The sequence below is a fragment of the Desulfitobacterium dehalogenans ATCC 51507 genome (genome assembly GCF_000243155.2).
GTDB lineage: Bacteria > Bacillota > Desulfitobacteriia > Desulfitobacteriales > Desulfitobacteriaceae > Desulfitobacterium > Desulfitobacterium dehalogenans.
Genome location: NC_018017.1, coordinates 2,769,177 through 2,784,881, shown reverse-complemented (window position 1 = coordinate 2,784,881; position 15,705 = coordinate 2,769,177). Strand labels below are relative to the sequence as shown.

Sequence of the window (15,705 nt, the reverse complement as noted above, 5' to 3'; positions counted from 1 at the left end):
ACTTAGCCAAATCGGGCTAAGTGTCTTTTGCTGGATTCAGCTACTCCATCAGATCAAAAATCTCGTGCCAACGCTTTTCCAATCCTTCTTTCTCCGCATAGACCTGCTGTAATCGCTCCAGATCCCCAATATCCTGGAGCTCAAGATCCAGGGATGAGATCTTTTCCTCTAAGTCCTTGAGTTCTGATTCCAGCTCTTCGAGACGATAGTCTCGGGTCACTTTATTCTTTACAGGGAGAGACCTGCTTCCACTCTGATTAGGGATTTTCTCATTACTCCTTTCGTTAAATATATCGGTTTTGTCGGGGAGGAGGGCTCTCATTTTTTCTTCCGCATAGTCAAAGTTTCCTTCAAAATGGTGCAATACTCCGGCTTCAATCCAATACACCTTATTAAAGAGCTTATTGAGAAAGTAACGGTCATGAGAGACTGCCAGTAAGGTCCCATCATAGTTTTCCAGGGCATCTTCCAGAACTTGCAGGGAGTCGATGTCCAGATGGTTGGTGGGCTCATCAAGAATCAGCAGATTGGTATCCTGATACATAAGTTGTGCCAAGCGGAGCCTCATCCGCTCCCCGCCGCTAAGCTGAGATACTTTCTTATAGACCATGGGACCGTAAAATAGGAAGCGGGCGAGAATGCTTCTGGCCTCTCCTTCAGCCACGGGAATTTCGGCGCGGAAACTATCCAGGACTGTTTCTTCTTTAGTATCTGAGAAAACATGCTGGGATAGATAGCCGATTTTTACATTGCTCCCGATGCTCACTTTCCCTTCATCCGGACTGAGTTCCTGCAATATCAATTTAATTATAGTGGATTTTCCCGTTCCGTTTTCACCGACGATGGCAGCCCGTTGGCCAAAGGAAAGGTGGATATCAACATGGGTAAAAAGAGGTTGCTTGCCAAATCCCTTAGCTACCCCTTGGAGCAGAACCACATCCTTACCGCTTCGCTCGGACGCTTCCATCTCCAGATTTATTTTTTTGCGGATAAGCTGAGGACGAGTAAGCTTTTCCATTCTTTCCAGGGCTCTTTCGATGTTTCTGGCTTGCCGATGGAGTCCTTCATTGGGGGGATTAGCGCGATTTGCCCATTCCCGTAAGCGCTTAATGGCTTCCTTCATCTTTTTGATTTTCTTTTGCTGCTCTTCGTAATCATGGAATTCTTTAAGAAGGCGTTCCTCTTTTTCTTTCACATAGCCCGTATAGTTGGTATGATAGGATGCCAGTTCGCCATCTGCTAAATCCAAGATCTTCGTTGCCACTTCATCCAGAAAAAAACGGTCGTGGGAGATAACCAAGACAGTGCCCCTGTAGTTTTTGAGAAAACTACCAAGCCATTTTATGGCAAACAAGTCAAGATGATTGGTGGGTTCATCCAGTAATAAGAAATCGGGATTCCTGAGAAGGGTGAGAGCTAAGCCGACCTTGGTTTTTTCCCCTCCGCTCAGAGTCGAGAAATCCCTGGGCAGCAAGTCCCTGATGTTGAGTCCATGGGCTATTTTTTCAAGGTTAGGCGCGATTTCGTATCCGCCTTGGAGTGTGAATTGATTCAGGTAATGGCCGTAACTTTCCATGAGTTTGTTCAGTCTATCTTGGTCTTGTTCCAGAGACATGGCTTCTTCAAGCAGTCTCATCTTCTCTTCCATCTCTAAAAGTTCATCATAAGCTGTCATCAGGACCTCTTTCGCTGTTAATCCATCCTCAAAGTCCGGAATCTGCATAAGATAGCCGATCTTTAAACCTTTCTTCCAATGGATGTGCCCAGCATCAGGGTCTTCTTGACCAGCCAGCAGTTTGAGTAAGGTGGTCTTGCCGCTGCCATTGGGGCCGACTAAGCCCACTCGCTCATTTTCCTGGATCTCCAAGGATATATTTGAAAAAATAATATTGCCCCCGAACATTTTGGTCATTTTATTAACACTGCATGCAATCATAGTATACCTCCGTTATTCATTTAAGATCAAAACTAAACTCCGCCGGTGCCGCCTGCGGCATGACCGGCTACCCGGAAAAAGACCCGCAAGCGTAGCTTTGCGCACAAGAGTGAACAGCTTTAGCGGAAGGGCGACCGGGTCAACAAAGTTTTCTTAACATAGCAGAGCCACTGGTTCACATCAGGTATTACCCGAAGGTTTGGCGTAGCTGTTAAGAAAGCGAGTTGACCAGCCCTGGAGCTATGGAGTGAGCGTTGTGCGTAAAGCTACCCGACCCTGGTTGGTCTTTTCATCATCTGAAAACATAAAAAAAGCTATGGAGAAGACACTGCCCCATAGCTTAAAAAAGACGTGATGATGGCACAAAAAAAGAGGAGCTTCTAAACTCCTCCATAGCCATCCTATAAATATATGAGTAAATAGGGGTAAGAGATGTTTTCGCCGTTTTAGATTTGCTATTCAATTGCTAAAAAAGGACATAGTAATCCCCTTGAAAGCAAAAGTGGCAAATTTTGCACGGTTAATATAAAGGAATTCCATTAAAAAGCCGTGCCTTAAAACAGCTTGCATCGTTACCCACCTCCTCAACAACTCATTTCTGATCTTTACTATTATATCATATCAGGAATGATATAACTTTCAAGAGCCTGGGAAGAATGATTGAAAAATTTTAGGATATAATCAATAAAAAGGCTTGTACTACAAAAAACATTCAAAATATTAGGAAAGATGATAAAATAGACTAAAGGATAAAGAGAGACCTAAGGGAGAGGAGAGATCGTGATGGCAAAGGTTACATTTTTTCCTGGAAAAAAAACAGTTGAAATTTCTGAAGGGACGACCCTATTGGAAACAGCCATTGCCGCAGGGATTCAATTGGAAAGTACCTGCGGAGGTAGAGGAACCTGTGGGAAATGTAAGGTGCAAGTAGAGCCGGGAAAACTGGATTCTCATAAAGACTATGGAAATAAGTTCCTGAGTGAGAGTGAGAAAGAAGAGGGATGGGTCTTAGCTTGCAAGGTCCAGGTACAGGAAGACTTAACGGTGCAGGTAAAAGATCAGCAAAAGGATGCCCATCGGCGTAAAACCGGCCTGGATCAATCCATCGATGTGGAGGTTAACCCCAGCGTTGAGAAGCATTTTCTGCAGCTTTCGAGACCGACGGTGGCTGACCAAACTCCGGATTGGGATCGTTTAGTAGCTGCCCTGCCTAATCAAGCCACCCTTTTTAACCGTCGGATTGCGGTAAATCTGCCTAATGTTTTCCGTGATGCCAATTTCCAAGTTACGGCGACAGTAGCCGGAGATTCCCTTTTAGCAGTGGAGGGAGGGGATACCACCCAGAGAAGTTATGGATTGGCCATCGATATAGGGACCACCACCACAGTGGTTTACCTTATGGATTTGAATAGTGGGAAAGCCGTGGATAGTGATGCTGTAACCAACCCTCAACGGGTATTTGGTGCCGATGTTCTTTCACGGATTACCTATGCTTCTAAAGGGCCGGAGCAATTAAAACAATTGCAGACCTTAGTCATCGAAGGTTTGAATAAAATCATCGAGGGGTTATGCAAGAATAATCAGATCCGTCGTGAAGAAATTTATCAAGCGGTCGTGGTAGGAAATACGACCATGAGCCACTTGTTTTTGGGAATTGACCCAACCTGCCTGGGCCCGGCACCCTTTATTCCGGTGTTTCGCCAGTCTGTTCAGGTGGAGGCCCTGGAGTTGGGATTAAATATACTTGAGACCGGTCATGTGGTAGTCGTTCCCAATGTAGCGGGGTATGTAGGTGCGGACACTGTAGCGGTAATGATTGCGGCAAAAGTGGATCAACTACCCGGATATACCCTGGCCGTTGATATCGGTACCAATGGAGAAATTATTCTTGCCGGCGGGAAGCGGATTCTTACCTGCTCTACGGCTGCAGGTCCAGCCTTTGAGGGAGCAGAGATCAAATACGGCATGCGGGCAGCCGATGGAGCCATCGAGCGGGTTAAAATTACCGATGATGTGGAACTGGCCGTGATCGGAAATACGAAACCCATCGGGATCTGCGGTTCAGGATTGATTGATGCCATTGCCCAAATGGCTGAAGCCGGTGTAATCTATGAAAGCGGACGGATTGTCAATGTACCGGAGGATTTGGCAAAGCTTCCCCCTAAGATTCAAGAGCGGATTCGTCAAGGGGAGGGAGGATTTGAATTTGTCATAGCCTGGGGAAAAGACAGCGGCTCAGGGGAAGATGTGGTCCTCACTCAGAAGGATATTCGGGAATTGCAACTGGCGAAAGGGGCTATTCTGGCCGGAATCAAGATTCTTATGAAAGAGATGGGAATTGGGCTGGAGCATCTGGACCGTGTACTGTTAGCCGGGGCTTTCGGGAACTATATCAGTAAGGAAAGTGCTCTGCAGATTGGTTTGCTGCCGGATGTACCCGTAGAACAGATCAAGGCGATTGGAAACGCGGCCGGCAATGGGGCAAAAATGGTCTTGTTATCGAAAGAGGAACGAAAAAAGGCTGTGGCCTTAGCCGGACTTTCCGAGCATTTGGAACTGTCTACGCGAAGCGATTTCCAGGATGAATTTATTGATGCTTTGGCATTTGAAAGGTAAAACAGCAAAATATATCCTTGGTATGGTGTAGTGATGGGCATCGGTCCATTATTTTATCAAAGAAGAGAAACATAGTTAGAGTATTTTAGCTATGTTCCTCTTCTTTTTTATTTATACCTGGGTGGTGATCCGAGTAGGGTTCTCAAGGCTTTTTCTTGTTCACATGCTCAAGCAACCAGGGAAAAAACCACTTCATTCATAGAGGCTGAACAATTTTGGGGCTAACTAGCAAGATTAATGCATACATGCTATAATCATATAAACCAATCATCCTACGTTTGGAAAGGGGTAAAATAATTTATGGTGATTGAAAAAGCAAGCCGTTCAACCCTTGTGGATCAGGTCACGACACAGATTGAACAAATGATAGAAAGTGGTCAATGGAAAATCGGAGATAAAATCCCCGCAGAGCCGCAATTGATGGATATGTTTGAAGTCAGCAGAAACACATTGAGAGAAGGGATACAATCCTTAGTTCATGTTGGTTTACTTGAAACCCGTCAAGGTATCGGTACTACGGTAAAATCCAACAGTAATTTAGCGCTTGCCTTGGAAAAAAAGATTCGGAAAAGCGATCTTTTGGAAGCCTTAGAGGTACGTTTGGGATTTGAACGTGAAGCGGCCCAACTTGCATGCAAGAGAAGAACAGCTGAGGATTTAATACAAATGAAAATTTGTCTTGATGATTGTAAAAAGACTGCTAAAAGTCATGATCCGTTTCAATTTGCACTGATGGATATTGCGTTTCATAAATCGATTGCTAAAGCCACACACAATAAGATGTTCAGTGAGCTGTATGAACATATCACAGATGCTTTGCAAAATTCTATTGATAGAATTATGCGTATCAAAAAACCAGCCAATTTTGAAAATGAAATTCATACAGATCTTTTTCAAGCAATTGAGGCAAGGAACTCCCAGTTGGCCTTCGAAAGTGTGACTCATTATCTGAACGATGCAATAGAAACTCTAAGTACGATAATTAATGAATAGAAGAGAATATAGCATACAAGGAGAAACTATACCAATGAATCAAATAGGCATCAAACACGAAAAAAGCTTATATCCCTATTCAAAAGGAACTGCACCCGTAATGCTGATAGTAGGAATTGTATTTATTGCAGCAAATCTGCGGGCACCTTTAACGTCGGTTGGGCCTTTGGTCGATTTGATTCGTGACAACTTGCATATTTCAAACACATTAGCGGGCATGATTACAACCCTCCCTCTATTTGCCTTTGCCCTGTTTTCACCTTTTGCGCCGGGATTGGCGCGTAGGTTTGGAACAAATTTGGTACTGCTTTGGTCGGTTGCCTTTCTTACAGTTGGGATTTTATTGCGTTCGTGGTCAGGAAGTTTTGGTCTATTTCTTGGGACAGCAATTCTCGGGTTGTCCATTTCTGTAGGAAATGTATTGATACCCAGCTTAATTAAAAAGGAATTCCCTGAACGTATTGGGGTTATGACGGGCGTTTATTCTGTTTCTATGAATATATTCGCAGCAATGGCCTCCGGCATCAGCATCCCCCTAGCGGTAGGATTGGGGTTGGGGTGGATGGGAGCCTTAAGAATTTGGGCTGTACTTAGCTGTCTATCCATTATCCTCTGGATTCCCCAGATGAAACGGAGAAACCGGAAAACATCAATTGTCGAGGAAACAATCAATGTCGACATCGTAACAGATACTCTTAAAATCCATGACAAACTAGATGAAATGGCAGTTGTGCAAGGATCGGTCATTGAGAAAGTGAACTTATGGAAATCACCTTTAGCCTGGCAGGTTACTTTGTATATGGGATTGCAGTCTATGGTGTTCTATTGCATGGTTGCATGGTTGCCGGATATTTTAATCAAGCAGGGTATGAATCCGAGCAAAGCCGGATGGATGCTTTCCCTCATGCAATTGGCGTTGATCCCCATTACATTTTTAGGCTCTGTCCTTGCCGGACGCAGGGCCAGCCAACGTTCATTAGTAATAATTGGGTCAACATGTGTATTAACAGGGCTTTTAGGGCTGCTTCTCGGAGGGGCAGAGCTAGCTTTCTTATGGATTATCATATTGGGAATTGGCGGAGGGTTTACCTTTAGCCTATCTATGATGTTTTTCAGCCTGCGAACGGGAAATGCGGATGAAGCGGCAAGGCTATCTGGCATGGCTCAATCCATAGGTTATCTGCTGGCTGCTTTTGGTCCGATGTTTTTCGGGTATCTGCATGATGCGACTAACAATTGGACGATGCCGCTTGTTATCCTGATTGGAGTTGCCGGTATATGTTTGCTTGCAGGATTAGGCGCATCTCGTGATCTGTATGTTGGTTCAACTGTAAGAAACAATCATCTCTCGAAGCTGTTGATGCCGTAATAGTCAGATTGGTGGCGAAATGGTTCCGAGTAACCCGGCAGCATGATTAAAAAAAGAACCTATAGACATAGGCCACTTTTTGCGGTGTCCATTCTATAGGTTCCTTTTTATTTACAATATTCCTTTTGGACTAAGCGGCATTTTTTGCCGATTCCAAGACTTTTTTCTTATTTATACGATGACCAAGGTATAAAACACCGGCGATGAGGACTGCGCTTAACCCCCATTCGATGAGGGGGCTTTCTCCTATGACATTGACGACGAATTTTTCATGCACAAGCATGGTCACAGCGGTATGAGTAATAACAGCGGCTCCAATGGGAATAATCACCGGGAAGCGGTCAATAGCCTTAATGACAAGGGTACTCCCCCAAACCACGATGGGGATACTAATGAGTAAGCCGATAATAACAAGGATGGGGTGGCCATGGGCAGCACCGGCAACAGCCAGAACATTATCCAGTCCCATAACGGCATCGGCTATGATGATTGTTCGCACAGCACCCCAAAAATTTGCGGCACTTTCTACCTGTTCATCGTGTTTCTCATCGGTAAGGAGCTTAAAGGCCATCCAAACCAGGAGAAGGCCGCCGACAAACATCAACCCGGGAATCTTTAAGAGGTAAACGGCCACTAAGGTAGCTAAGGTCCGGATTAAGATAGCTCCTCCTGTGCCGGCGAAGATCACTTTTTTTTGCTGCTGTTTCGGCAGATTGCGGGCTGCCATGCCGATGACAATGGCATTATCGCCGCCTAAGACCAGGTCCATAATAACGATAGATAATAATGCTTGAAAAAATTCAGGGCTGAATAACTCCATCTTGTTCTTCCTTTCATTCTTTAAGATAAGCCATAATCCTTATTATGTGTTTTCGGAGATCGTATTATTGCATCAAAAAAGACCTTCACCCCCCTAGTGGGCAAAGGTCTTGCTTACAACAACGTTGTCAACAAAGCCGGGATGTTAATCCGTAATGACGACTTTGCTGTCCAGCTACTCCCCTTTGAACCTATTACTTTTTTAGTATAGCCTATAGGTGCATTTACCGTCAAGGATAATTTTGTAAAGTTAAGCCAACCTTAGGGAGCCGATTCCCGACCATTCACCTGTTTATACATTGTGTTTTGCAATATTTTAGTATAAAATTCGAAATAAATACTCAAGGTGATATAGTATAGGTGCTCTATTTGAACTATAGGAGAGAGATAATAATGCATGTACTCATAGCCGTTGATTCATTTAAAGGAAGTTTAAGCAGCCAAAAGGCCGGAGAGGCCATTACCCTGGGAATTCAGCGGGTTTTTCCCGAAGCTACTACAGAGATTATCAGCATGGCGGATGGAGGGGAAGGAACAGTTGAAGCCATTGTCCATGCCGGTAAAGGGGAGCTGCTTAGGACCAGGGTTACCTCACCTCTTGGTGAGGAGGCAGAGGCCATAATGGGCCGGCTTCCCGATGGAACCATCGTTCTGGAAATGGCTTCAGCCTCTGGCTTGCCCATGGTCCCCCCCGACAAGAGAAATCCTCTGGTGACCACCACAAGAGGCACAGGGGACCTTATTCGTGCTGCCTTGGATTTGAAGCCCCGGGAAATTCTCATCGGTATTGGGGGCAGTGCAACCAATGATGGCGGAGCAGGAATGGCTCAGGCCCTTGGAGCAAGACTTCTTGATCGGGAAGGACAGGAACTGAGCCCCGGTGGAGGTTTCCTGGATCAGCTTGATAAAATCGATATTTCGGATCTCGATCCACGCTTAAAAGAGACAAAGATAACGGTAATGTGCGATGTGGATAATCCATTGTGCGGCCCTCGGGGAGCTTCTGTAGTTTATGGACCGCAAAAAGGAGCGACACCGGATAAGGTTGAAATTTTAGATCGGAATCTTGCTCATTTTGCTCGGAAAATCCAGGAAGATTTAGGTCTGGATTTAAAAGACGTTCCAGGAGCAGGTGCAGCCGGAGGTCTAGGGATGGGGCTTTTGGCCTTTACAGGGGCTCAACTTAAGACCGGTGTGGAAGCTGTTCTCGATACAGTAAATTTTGATAATAAACTTCAAAAAGCGGATATTGTCATCACAGGTGAAGGGCGAATCGATGGCCAGTCAATTTATGGAAAAGTACCCATGGGTGTTGCTAAACGAGCCATTAACTGCGGGAAACCCACTTTGGCCATCGTTGGTTCCATCGGTGCCGGCTCTGAAGCACTGTATGAGCATGGAATAACCTCTATCATCACTATTGTCAATGGCCCTATGACCTTAGAAGAATCTATGGAAAGAGCTTTTGATTTAACCGTTGACGCTGCGGAGCGGGGATTCCGTATCTTGAAGCTGGCTTATCCGGGGTAATCTACCTAAAAAAGACCTGTAAGCGTAGCTTATCCTACAGAAGAGAGCGATTTGCGCGGAGGGGTGGCCAGGCGGACGATGTTTCCGCAGCGATAGCGAAGCCACAGGTTCACATCAGGTATTACCCAAAGGTTTGGTGGAGCTGCTGTGGGAACCAGGCCGCCAGCCCTGGAGCGCCTGAGCGGTGCGGATGTAGGATAAGCTACTCAGCCCTAGCGACTTTTTCATCCTCTGCTGGTATCACTTTTTTTTGTGACTTAGAAATAGTTCGATTTTCAGAAAACCGGCATATATTAATTGTAGTTATACCGAGTTAATAGAAACCAAAGTCCTTCAACTTAAATCGTTAACTAATTTAAAATTAATTTGTTAAAAGAATTATCAAAATCAAAACCAATTTATTAATAGAATGTGGTAAAATATTTACTGTATAAGCCTATCATTCAAATTGCTCTTAAATGAAGGGTGAGGAGTCAGTGCAATTACAGAGAATTGAAAAGAGGGAATTTCCCGATAATAGCCCTTCGTATGCAGAGATTTTACTGACTACCATTCAAGAGATGAATCGTGAGGAAAATCTCTTGACGGCATTAGATCTCTTTACTCAGCGAAGTCTGGAGCTATTTAACTGTGATTTAGCTGCAATCTACCTTTTTGAGCAAGGAAAATACAAACTTTATTCTATCAGCTCTCGTGATGACAAGTACAGAGAAACGGTGATGTTAAGCGAATTTCCCCAGGATTTCCGGGAAACCTTTACCGAAGTCGTGGAAATGGACGAGGAATGGGTTTTGCCCTTAAGCCATTTTGACAAAACCTTAGGAGCCTTTATCCTTAAGGGTAAGCGGGCTCAGTCCAAAGATGAACGATTAGCGGTTTTTGTAAAACAAGTTATTTCGATTATATCTTCTTTTATTTTTGAAAGAATGCTGAGAATTGACTCTTTAGATAGGGAACAAGCCCTTACCTTGCTATTGCGGGGAACAGAAATTCTCGTCCGTGCTGACTCAGAAGAGCAGCTTTTATCGGAAGCTGGAGAAATGGCCATGGAAATTCTGTTTTTGCCCGGAGGATTTTTTCTGTTGGAGAGTGCCGAAGGGACCTGGGAAATGCGTTCACCTTTTGGGCGGCTGAAACAAGAGATGGAATGGGATTGGCGAACTTGGGTCAGGCAATATATCTCTAAGGAGGAATGTTGTCTTAGAAATGCCAAGGTTCACTTTCTTGATATTGAAGATAATCCCTTTAAATGGGAGCGTGTGTGGATACATCCTCTCCAGACCCATAGCGGGGTAGTTGGTGAGCTTTGGCTTATGAATGCAGGTAAGCACCTCAACGACCAAAAACAAGAGATACTGGCGGCCTTTATTCGCGTAGTTGGGGTTGCTTTAGAGACGATTCGCCAGCGTGAGGAGCTTGCTCGTTTGGCCAATACGGACCGCTTGACAGGAATCCTTAATCGTCAGGGTTTCGAGCAGCGTGTTCGTGAAGAAATAGCCAGTACCCTAAGGAGAAATTCACATTTCTTATTATTGGTTCTCGATTTGGATCTGTTCAAACAACTCAATGATACAATGGGGCACCCTATGGGGGACCGGGCCCTGAAAGAAATCGCTCAAAACTTACGAGCCGCAGTACGGGAGCAGGATATTGTCGCCCGAACGGGTGGCGATGAATTTACCGTGGTGCTGACAGAGGTTTCCATGAATGACGAATCTCTGGCAGTTATTGAACGGATGAGAAAAAGCATGTGTCTTGAAATATATAATTTAGGAGTCAGTATCGGAGTTGCCGAGTTTCCGACGGAAGGCCGTAGCTATGATGATCTGTATCGTTTAGCTGATCAAAGGCTTTATAGAGGTAAAAATTTAGGGAAAGGGAATATCATAGCGGACTGACCCTCCAAGCGGAGGGGTCTTTTATTTAGTAGGGATTTCGTGGTATTCTGAAACAAGTAAGCAAGCTTCGTATATCCACACAGTGGACAACTATTGCAGAGGGTGTGACTTGAATGAAAAAATATTTACGCACAATTTTTGAATGGGGGATTTTGATCGTAGTCGCCTGGGTTTTATCCTTTGGAATTAGAACCTATATCATCGACACCCGCATTGTCCCTACCGGTTCCATGCTCCCCACTATCCAACTTCAAGATCGCTTAATCTTCGATAAGGTATTTTACAAAAGTAAACCCCTCCAGCGTGGAGATATCATTATGTTTACTGCACCAGAAGGCTCGGGAGAGCACGATGATTTGGTTAAACGTGTCATCGGTTTACCCGGGGAGACCTTGGAAGTCCGGGAGGGTAAAGTATGGATTAATGGAGAACCCCTGGAAGAACCTTATTTGAAAGAGGCTCCTGAATATGACTATGGGCCTATCCAAATTCCGGAGCAATCCTACCTTGTTTTCGGGGATAATCGCAACAACAGTAAGGATAGCCATGTCTGGGGCTTCGTTCCCGAGAAAAATATCGGAGGAAAAGTTTTAGTGCGTTATTGGCCTATGGAACGCTGGGGTTTTCTTGAGTAATGAAGGAATAATATCTTTGGGTATTATTACTATAGATTTGAGGATGGAAAGGAGAAGCTAATGAAGTACGCCAAGTGGATGAAAAATGTAGGAGAAGGATTTATCGGGGAAATGCTCAGAGCAGCCCAAAACCCCGAGATGATATCTTTTGCCGGAGGGTTACCTGCCCTTGACCTTTTTCCTACTCAGGATTTACAGGCAGCCTTCCAAAAGGTTTTTGAGGAACAGGGCAATTCCGCCTTACAGTATGCTCAGACCGCAGGATATCCGGAGTTGAGATCATGGGTTGCCTCTCAGCACAAACGCAACCAAAGACCTGCCCAGACCAGCGAGGTGATTATCACCACCGGAAGTCAGCAGGGATTGAGCCTATTAGCCCAAACTTTTTTGGATCCGGGAGATACGGTTTTCTTGGAGACGCCTACTTATTTGGGTGCTATTCAAGCTTTCGAGGGATTTCGGGCTAATTTTCAGATGATCCCCTGTGATGAGGAAGGAATCATTCCCAGTGAACTGGAGAAAGCTTTAGCTTTCACCACGCCCAAATTTCTTTACTTAATACCGAATTATCAAAATCCCTCGGGAAGAGTTATGGGGCTGGAGAGAAGAAAAGAGCTTCTCAAAGTGTCCCAAAAATATGATCTGCTTCTTATCGAGGATAATCCTTACGGAGAATTGCGTTATGAAGGAGAGGCAATCCCTCATCTGGCGGAATTGGGGGAAAATGTCATCTATCTTGGGACCTTTTCCAAGGTTTTGGCACCGGGGTTGCGGATAGGTTATGTTCTTGCCGATGAAGATATTATTATGCATCTGGAACAAACCAAAGAAGGCGTGGATCTTCATAGTAATAACTTAACTCAGAGAGCGATCTATGAATATCTGAAAAAGGATCTTTTGCCGGATCATATCCTCAAATTGCGGAAAGTTTATAATGATCGCCGTCAGGCTATGGTGGAGTCCATCCATACTTATCTGGGAGATAGAGTAGAGATGATCGTCCCCTCAGGTGGTTTATTCCTTTGGGCCAAGCTGATTGGCGTGAACAATAGCTTTGACTATGTGGAAGATATGATTCGCCAAAATGTTCTTTATGTTCCCGGAGCTCTCTTCTACGCCGATGGCCGGGTGTCCAATGAAATGCGCCTCAATTACTCCTGCTCGACACCGGAGATTATTGAAGAAGGAATGAAGCGTTTAGCCAGGGGGCTGAATAAATAGGCTTGAAAAAGCTTTACTACCTGTACTAAAACTAAGAGACCGTTGCCCAGTGAACTTCACAGTTCGTTGAGCAACGGCCTCTTTTGTTAATTCGGAACGGATTACGAATTTCGGACAAGTTCTAAGAAATCAGAGGGAATGCCCCCAAAAGAAAGAGCAGTTCGGAGAGTTCAATGCTGGCGCCATAAAGATCCCCGGTTAACCCTCCCAGAAGACGGGACACCTTGCGAGTGAAAAAGAGGATGAATAGGGTGGCTAGAATAAAGCCGGAAATCCCCGGCCAGTGCAGAACCCAATAGGTGAGGAAAAGGAGCAGCAAGCCTTCACCTAAGAATAACCACCGGGTTTTAAGGGAGGCTTCATGAAATCCCTGACCGAAGCCCTGGGCCCGGGCGTAAGGGAAGAAATGAACCCCAATCTGAAAAATCCAGCGGGATAGGATGGGCATGAAAAGAATGAGGTAAGGAACAAAAGGTGAGGGGAGGGCAAGGAGTCCGGCCAGGAGAGTGAATTTGAGCAGCAGGTAAACCATGGCACTTACGGCGCCGAAGGCTCCCACATGGCTGTCCTTCATAATCTCCAGCATGCGTTCAGGTGTCCGTGCTGAAAGCAATCCATCCATGCTGTCCATAAATCCATCAAGATGGATTCCCCCGGTGAGAATGAGTTCCAGGGTAAGGAGTAAAGCGGCCGTAACCAGAGGTGGGTAGTGGGGAAGGAGCAGGATGAGGGCCAGCCAGAGTGTTCCCCCCAGAATTAAGCCCACTAAGGGATAATAATGCTGGCTTTGAGTGAACTCCTCCGTGGTCACATTTTCCGGCTGTGGAAGAGGTATTCGTGTGAGAAAGGTCAGGGCGATCCATAATTTGCGCATGCTAGGAATCCTCGCGCCGCAAGGAATCCAATAAAGCCTGGCCGGTGGCTTTGATCTCCGTCGGATAACCGGCAACGACCGAATAGACCTGTTGGGCACCTTGACCGAGGATCTGGTTGGCCCTGCCGGCCAGATCCCGATACACTCTGGAAAGAGGATTATCGGGAACGATACCGTCTCCCACCTCATTGGTGACCATAATCACCTGAGGGGTAATATCCTGGGCTATATGAGCGATGGTGCGGACCTGTTCCAGAATCTCCTGCTCTATCCTATGGAGGGCTCGGGTATACTCCTGCTCAGGCAAATCATCCTCTGCCGGATAGTTGGCAAGAAGAAGATTGGTCAGCCACAGGGTCACACAGTCCACCAAGAGTACCGCCTTGTCCTGGGCATGTCGTTCCAACACCGATGAGAGGGCAAGGGGCTCTTCCACTAAGTCCCAATGGGAAGGACGCTGGTCTTGATGTTTTTTGACACGCAAAGCCATTTCCTCATCGTAGACTTGTGCTGTGGCAATGTAGATTACGGGCAGACCGGGATGGGCTGCCAGGAGCTCGGCAAAGCGGCTTTTACCGCTGCGGGCCCCGCCGGTTATGAGAACAAAATCCGACATAGTTACCTCCAATGATGCTTAGTTTTTACTGCTGACCCCTGCGGATTCAAAAGTAGCCATCTCATTGAGAATGCGGATGGAGGCATCCAGGAGATGGAAGCCGATAGCGGCCCCTGTTCCTTCTCCCAGTCTGAAATCCAGGTGCATGATGGGTTTCAGATCCAGTTCTTTCAAGGCGGTAATATGGCCAATTTCCACGGAAGAATGAGAAGGAATCAGGAAGAAGCGGGCCGTGGGGCAGAGACGTGTAGCAATGAGTGCGGCTGCCGTGGAGATTACTCCATCTAAAAGGATGGGGACACGGGAAAAGGCTGCTTGAAGAATTGCTCCAGCTAGGGCACCGATCTCTAAACCGCCTATTTTGCTGAGAACATCCATCCCATCCTGGGGATCCGGCTGATTGATTTCGATAGAACGGGCGATAACCTCTTGTTTGCGGATGAGTCCCGCATCATCCAGACCTGTTCCCCGTCCGGTAACCTCTTGGGGGGGCAAGCCCGTAATGAGAGAAATAATGGCTGCACTGGGAGTCGTATTGCCAATCCCTACTTCCCCAGTAGCCAGGACATTTACTCCGGAATCAATAGCCTGGCGGGCGATTTTAGCTCCGGTCAGCAGGGAGAGGAGAGCTTCTTTGCGGCTCATGGCGGGTCCCAGAGCCATGTTATGAGTTCCGTTCATGATGCGGTGAACCATGAGCTCAGGCGGGTCCAGAGGAAAAGCCATTCCCACATCGGTGCAGATCACATCAGCGTTGGCATGGCGAGCCAGGACATTGATCCCTGCACCGCCACTTAAAAAGTTATAGAACATCTGCGGGGTTACTTCTTGAGGGAAGGCACTGACACCTTCGGCCACCACACCATGATCTCCGGCCATGACGAGGATGGCCTTTTTTTCTACTTCCGGCCAAGGTTGCCCTTGAATCCCCCCCAATTGCTTGGCAATTGTCTCCAGGACCCCTAAACTGCCCTGAGGTTTGGTCAGGGAATCCAAGCGTGCTTGTACCGCTTCCATAGCCTGTTCGTCAAGACCGCGTATTCCCTGGATAAGATGGTTCAATGCGGCTTCACATTCCTCAAGGGAAGCAGCACCCAGGTTCTCCTGTTTAAAGAAATCATCCCATAGCTTGTCCTGTTCTAATTCGGTTTTACTCATCTTTATTCCTCTCCTTTGTAAAAAAAATAAAGTCCCGCCA

At 46.0% G+C, this 15,705-nt stretch carries 13 protein-coding genes; 7 read left to right on the top strand and 6 right to left on the bottom strand.

The window, feature by feature from the left end; genetic code table 11:
* Positions 1-40 precede the first annotated feature (40 nt).
* Positions 41-1,936, bottom strand: a complete 1,896-nt coding sequence (gene abc-f / locus DESDE_RS13405) for a ribosomal protection-like ABC-F family protein (protein ID WP_014794556.1) — start codon at positions 1,934-1,936, stop codon at positions 41-43.
* 459 nt (positions 1,937-2,395) lie between these two features.
* A complete protein-coding gene (locus tag DESDE_RS23025) occupies positions 2,396-2,506 on the bottom strand; it encodes an RAxF-45 family protein (RefSeq protein ID WP_014794555.1) in 111 nt (36 codons plus the stop codon).
* Between the two features lie 213 nt (positions 2,507-2,719).
* Between DESDE_RS23025 and DESDE_RS13400 the strand changes: the two genes are divergently transcribed.
* The 3 genes from DESDE_RS13400 to DESDE_RS13390 all read left to right on the top strand — a co-directional run bounded on the left by DESDE_RS13400 (position 2,720) and on the right by DESDE_RS13390 (position 6,914).
* Positions 2,720-4,552, top strand: a complete 1,833-nt coding sequence (locus DESDE_RS13400) for an ASKHA domain-containing protein (RefSeq protein WP_014794554.1) — start codon at positions 2,720-2,722, stop codon at positions 4,550-4,552.
* A 300-nt stretch (positions 4,553-4,852) separates the two neighbouring features.
* Entirely contained in the window at positions 4,853-5,545 is a 693-nt protein-coding gene (locus DESDE_RS13395) for a FadR/GntR family transcriptional regulator (protein WP_014794553.1), read from the top strand.
* Between the two features lie 34 nt (positions 5,546-5,579).
* Positions 5,580-6,914, top strand: a complete 1,335-nt coding sequence (locus tag DESDE_RS13390; RefSeq protein WP_014794552.1) for a CynX/NimT family MFS transporter — start codon at positions 5,580-5,582, stop codon at positions 6,912-6,914.
* Positions 6,915-7,044: 130 nt separating this feature from the next.
* On the opposite strand, the gene DESDE_RS13385 is transcribed toward DESDE_RS13390, so the two are convergent.
* Positions 7,045-7,734: a TerC family protein gene (locus DESDE_RS13385; protein ID WP_014794551.1), complete on the bottom strand. Its 690-nt coding sequence runs from the start codon at positions 7,732-7,734 to the stop codon at positions 7,045-7,047.
* 392 nt (positions 7,735-8,126) lie between these two features.
* Between DESDE_RS13385 and DESDE_RS13380 the strand changes: the two genes are divergently transcribed.
* The 4 genes from DESDE_RS13380 to DESDE_RS13365 all read left to right on the top strand — a co-directional run bounded on the left by DESDE_RS13380 (position 8,127) and on the right by DESDE_RS13365 (position 13,017).
* Positions 8,127-9,263 (top strand): glycerate kinase, encoded by a 1,137-nt coding sequence (locus DESDE_RS13380; protein ID WP_014794550.1) that lies wholly within the window; start codon positions 8,127-8,129, stop codon positions 9,261-9,263.
* Between the two features lie 458 nt (positions 9,264-9,721).
* Positions 9,722-11,161 (top strand): diguanylate cyclase, encoded by a 1,440-nt coding sequence (locus DESDE_RS13375; RefSeq protein ID WP_041917273.1) that lies wholly within the window; start codon positions 9,722-9,724, stop codon positions 11,159-11,161.
* 113 nt (positions 11,162-11,274) lie between these two features.
* Positions 11,275-11,796, top strand: coding sequence for a signal peptidase I (lepB, locus tag DESDE_RS13370; RefSeq protein WP_014794548.1), 522 nt, complete (start codon positions 11,275-11,277; stop codon positions 11,794-11,796).
* Between the two features lie 60 nt (positions 11,797-11,856).
* Complete coding sequence (locus DESDE_RS13365) at positions 11,857-13,017, top strand: aminotransferase-like domain-containing protein (RefSeq protein ID WP_014794547.1); 1,161 nt, start codon at positions 11,857-11,859, stop codon at positions 13,015-13,017.
* A 121-nt stretch (positions 13,018-13,138) separates the two neighbouring features.
* Here DESDE_RS13365 and cobS read toward each other — a convergent pair whose 3' ends face one another.
* Genes cobS through cobT form a run of 3 tightly spaced genes read right to left on the bottom strand, consistent with a single transcriptional unit; the run spans position 13,139 to position 15,665 of the window.
* On the bottom strand, positions 13,139-13,891 hold the full coding sequence (gene cobS, locus DESDE_RS13360; RefSeq protein WP_014794546.1) for an adenosylcobinamide-GDP ribazoletransferase: 753 nt from the start codon (positions 13,889-13,891) through the stop codon (positions 13,139-13,141).
* A 1-nt stretch (position 13,892) separates the two neighbouring features.
* Positions 13,893-14,507: a bifunctional adenosylcobinamide kinase/adenosylcobinamide-phosphate guanylyltransferase gene (gene cobU / locus DESDE_RS13355; RefSeq protein ID WP_014794545.1), complete on the bottom strand. Its 615-nt coding sequence runs from the start codon at positions 14,505-14,507 to the stop codon at positions 13,893-13,895.
* Between the two features lie 18 nt (positions 14,508-14,525).
* Positions 14,526-15,665 (bottom strand): nicotinate-nucleotide--dimethylbenzimidazole phosphoribosyltransferase, encoded by a 1,140-nt coding sequence (gene cobT, locus DESDE_RS13350; RefSeq protein WP_014794544.1) that lies wholly within the window; start codon positions 15,663-15,665, stop codon positions 14,526-14,528.
* Between the last annotated feature and the right edge of the window lie 40 nt (positions 15,666-15,705).

What these genes read in the sequence shown, in the direction of transcription:
- abc-f (WP_014794556.1), bottom strand. Translation starts at nt 1,936, where the DNA reads ATGATTGCATGCAGTGTTAATAAAATGACCAAAATGTTCGGGGGCAAT.
- DESDE_RS23025 (WP_014794555.1), bottom strand. Translation starts at nt 2,506, where the DNA reads ATGCAAGCTGTTTTAAGGCACGGCTTTTTAATGGAATTCCTTTATATT.
- DESDE_RS13400 (WP_014794554.1), top strand. Translation starts at nt 2,720, where the DNA reads ATGGCAAAGGTTACATTTTTTCCTGGAAAAAAAACAGTTGAAATTTCT.
- DESDE_RS13395 (WP_014794553.1), top strand. Translation starts at nt 4,853, where the DNA reads ATGGTGATTGAAAAAGCAAGCCGTTCAACCCTTGTGGATCAGGTCACG.
- DESDE_RS13390 (WP_014794552.1), top strand. Translation starts at nt 5,580, where the DNA reads ATGAATCAAATAGGCATCAAACACGAAAAAAGCTTATATCCCTATTCA.
- DESDE_RS13385 (WP_014794551.1), bottom strand. Translation starts at nt 7,734, where the DNA reads ATGGAGTTATTCAGCCCTGAATTTTTTCAAGCATTATTATCTATCGTT.
- DESDE_RS13380 (WP_014794550.1), top strand. Translation starts at nt 8,127, where the DNA reads ATGCATGTACTCATAGCCGTTGATTCATTTAAAGGAAGTTTAAGCAGC.
- DESDE_RS13375 (WP_041917273.1), top strand. Translation starts at nt 9,722, where the DNA reads ATGAAGGGTGAGGAGTCAGTGCAATTACAGAGAATTGAAAAGAGGGAA.
- lepB (WP_014794548.1), top strand. Translation starts at nt 11,275, where the DNA reads ATGAAAAAATATTTACGCACAATTTTTGAATGGGGGATTTTGATCGTA.
- DESDE_RS13365 (WP_014794547.1), top strand. Translation starts at nt 11,857, where the DNA reads ATGAAGTACGCCAAGTGGATGAAAAATGTAGGAGAAGGATTTATCGGG.
- cobS (WP_014794546.1), bottom strand. Translation starts at nt 13,891, where the DNA reads ATGCGCAAATTATGGATCGCCCTGACCTTTCTCACACGAATACCTCTT.
- cobU (WP_014794545.1), bottom strand. Translation starts at nt 14,507, where the DNA reads ATGTCGGATTTTGTTCTCATAACCGGCGGGGCCCGCAGCGGTAAAAGC.
- cobT (WP_014794544.1), bottom strand. Translation starts at nt 15,665, where the DNA reads ATGAGTAAAACCGAATTAGAACAGGACAAGCTATGGGATGATTTCTTT.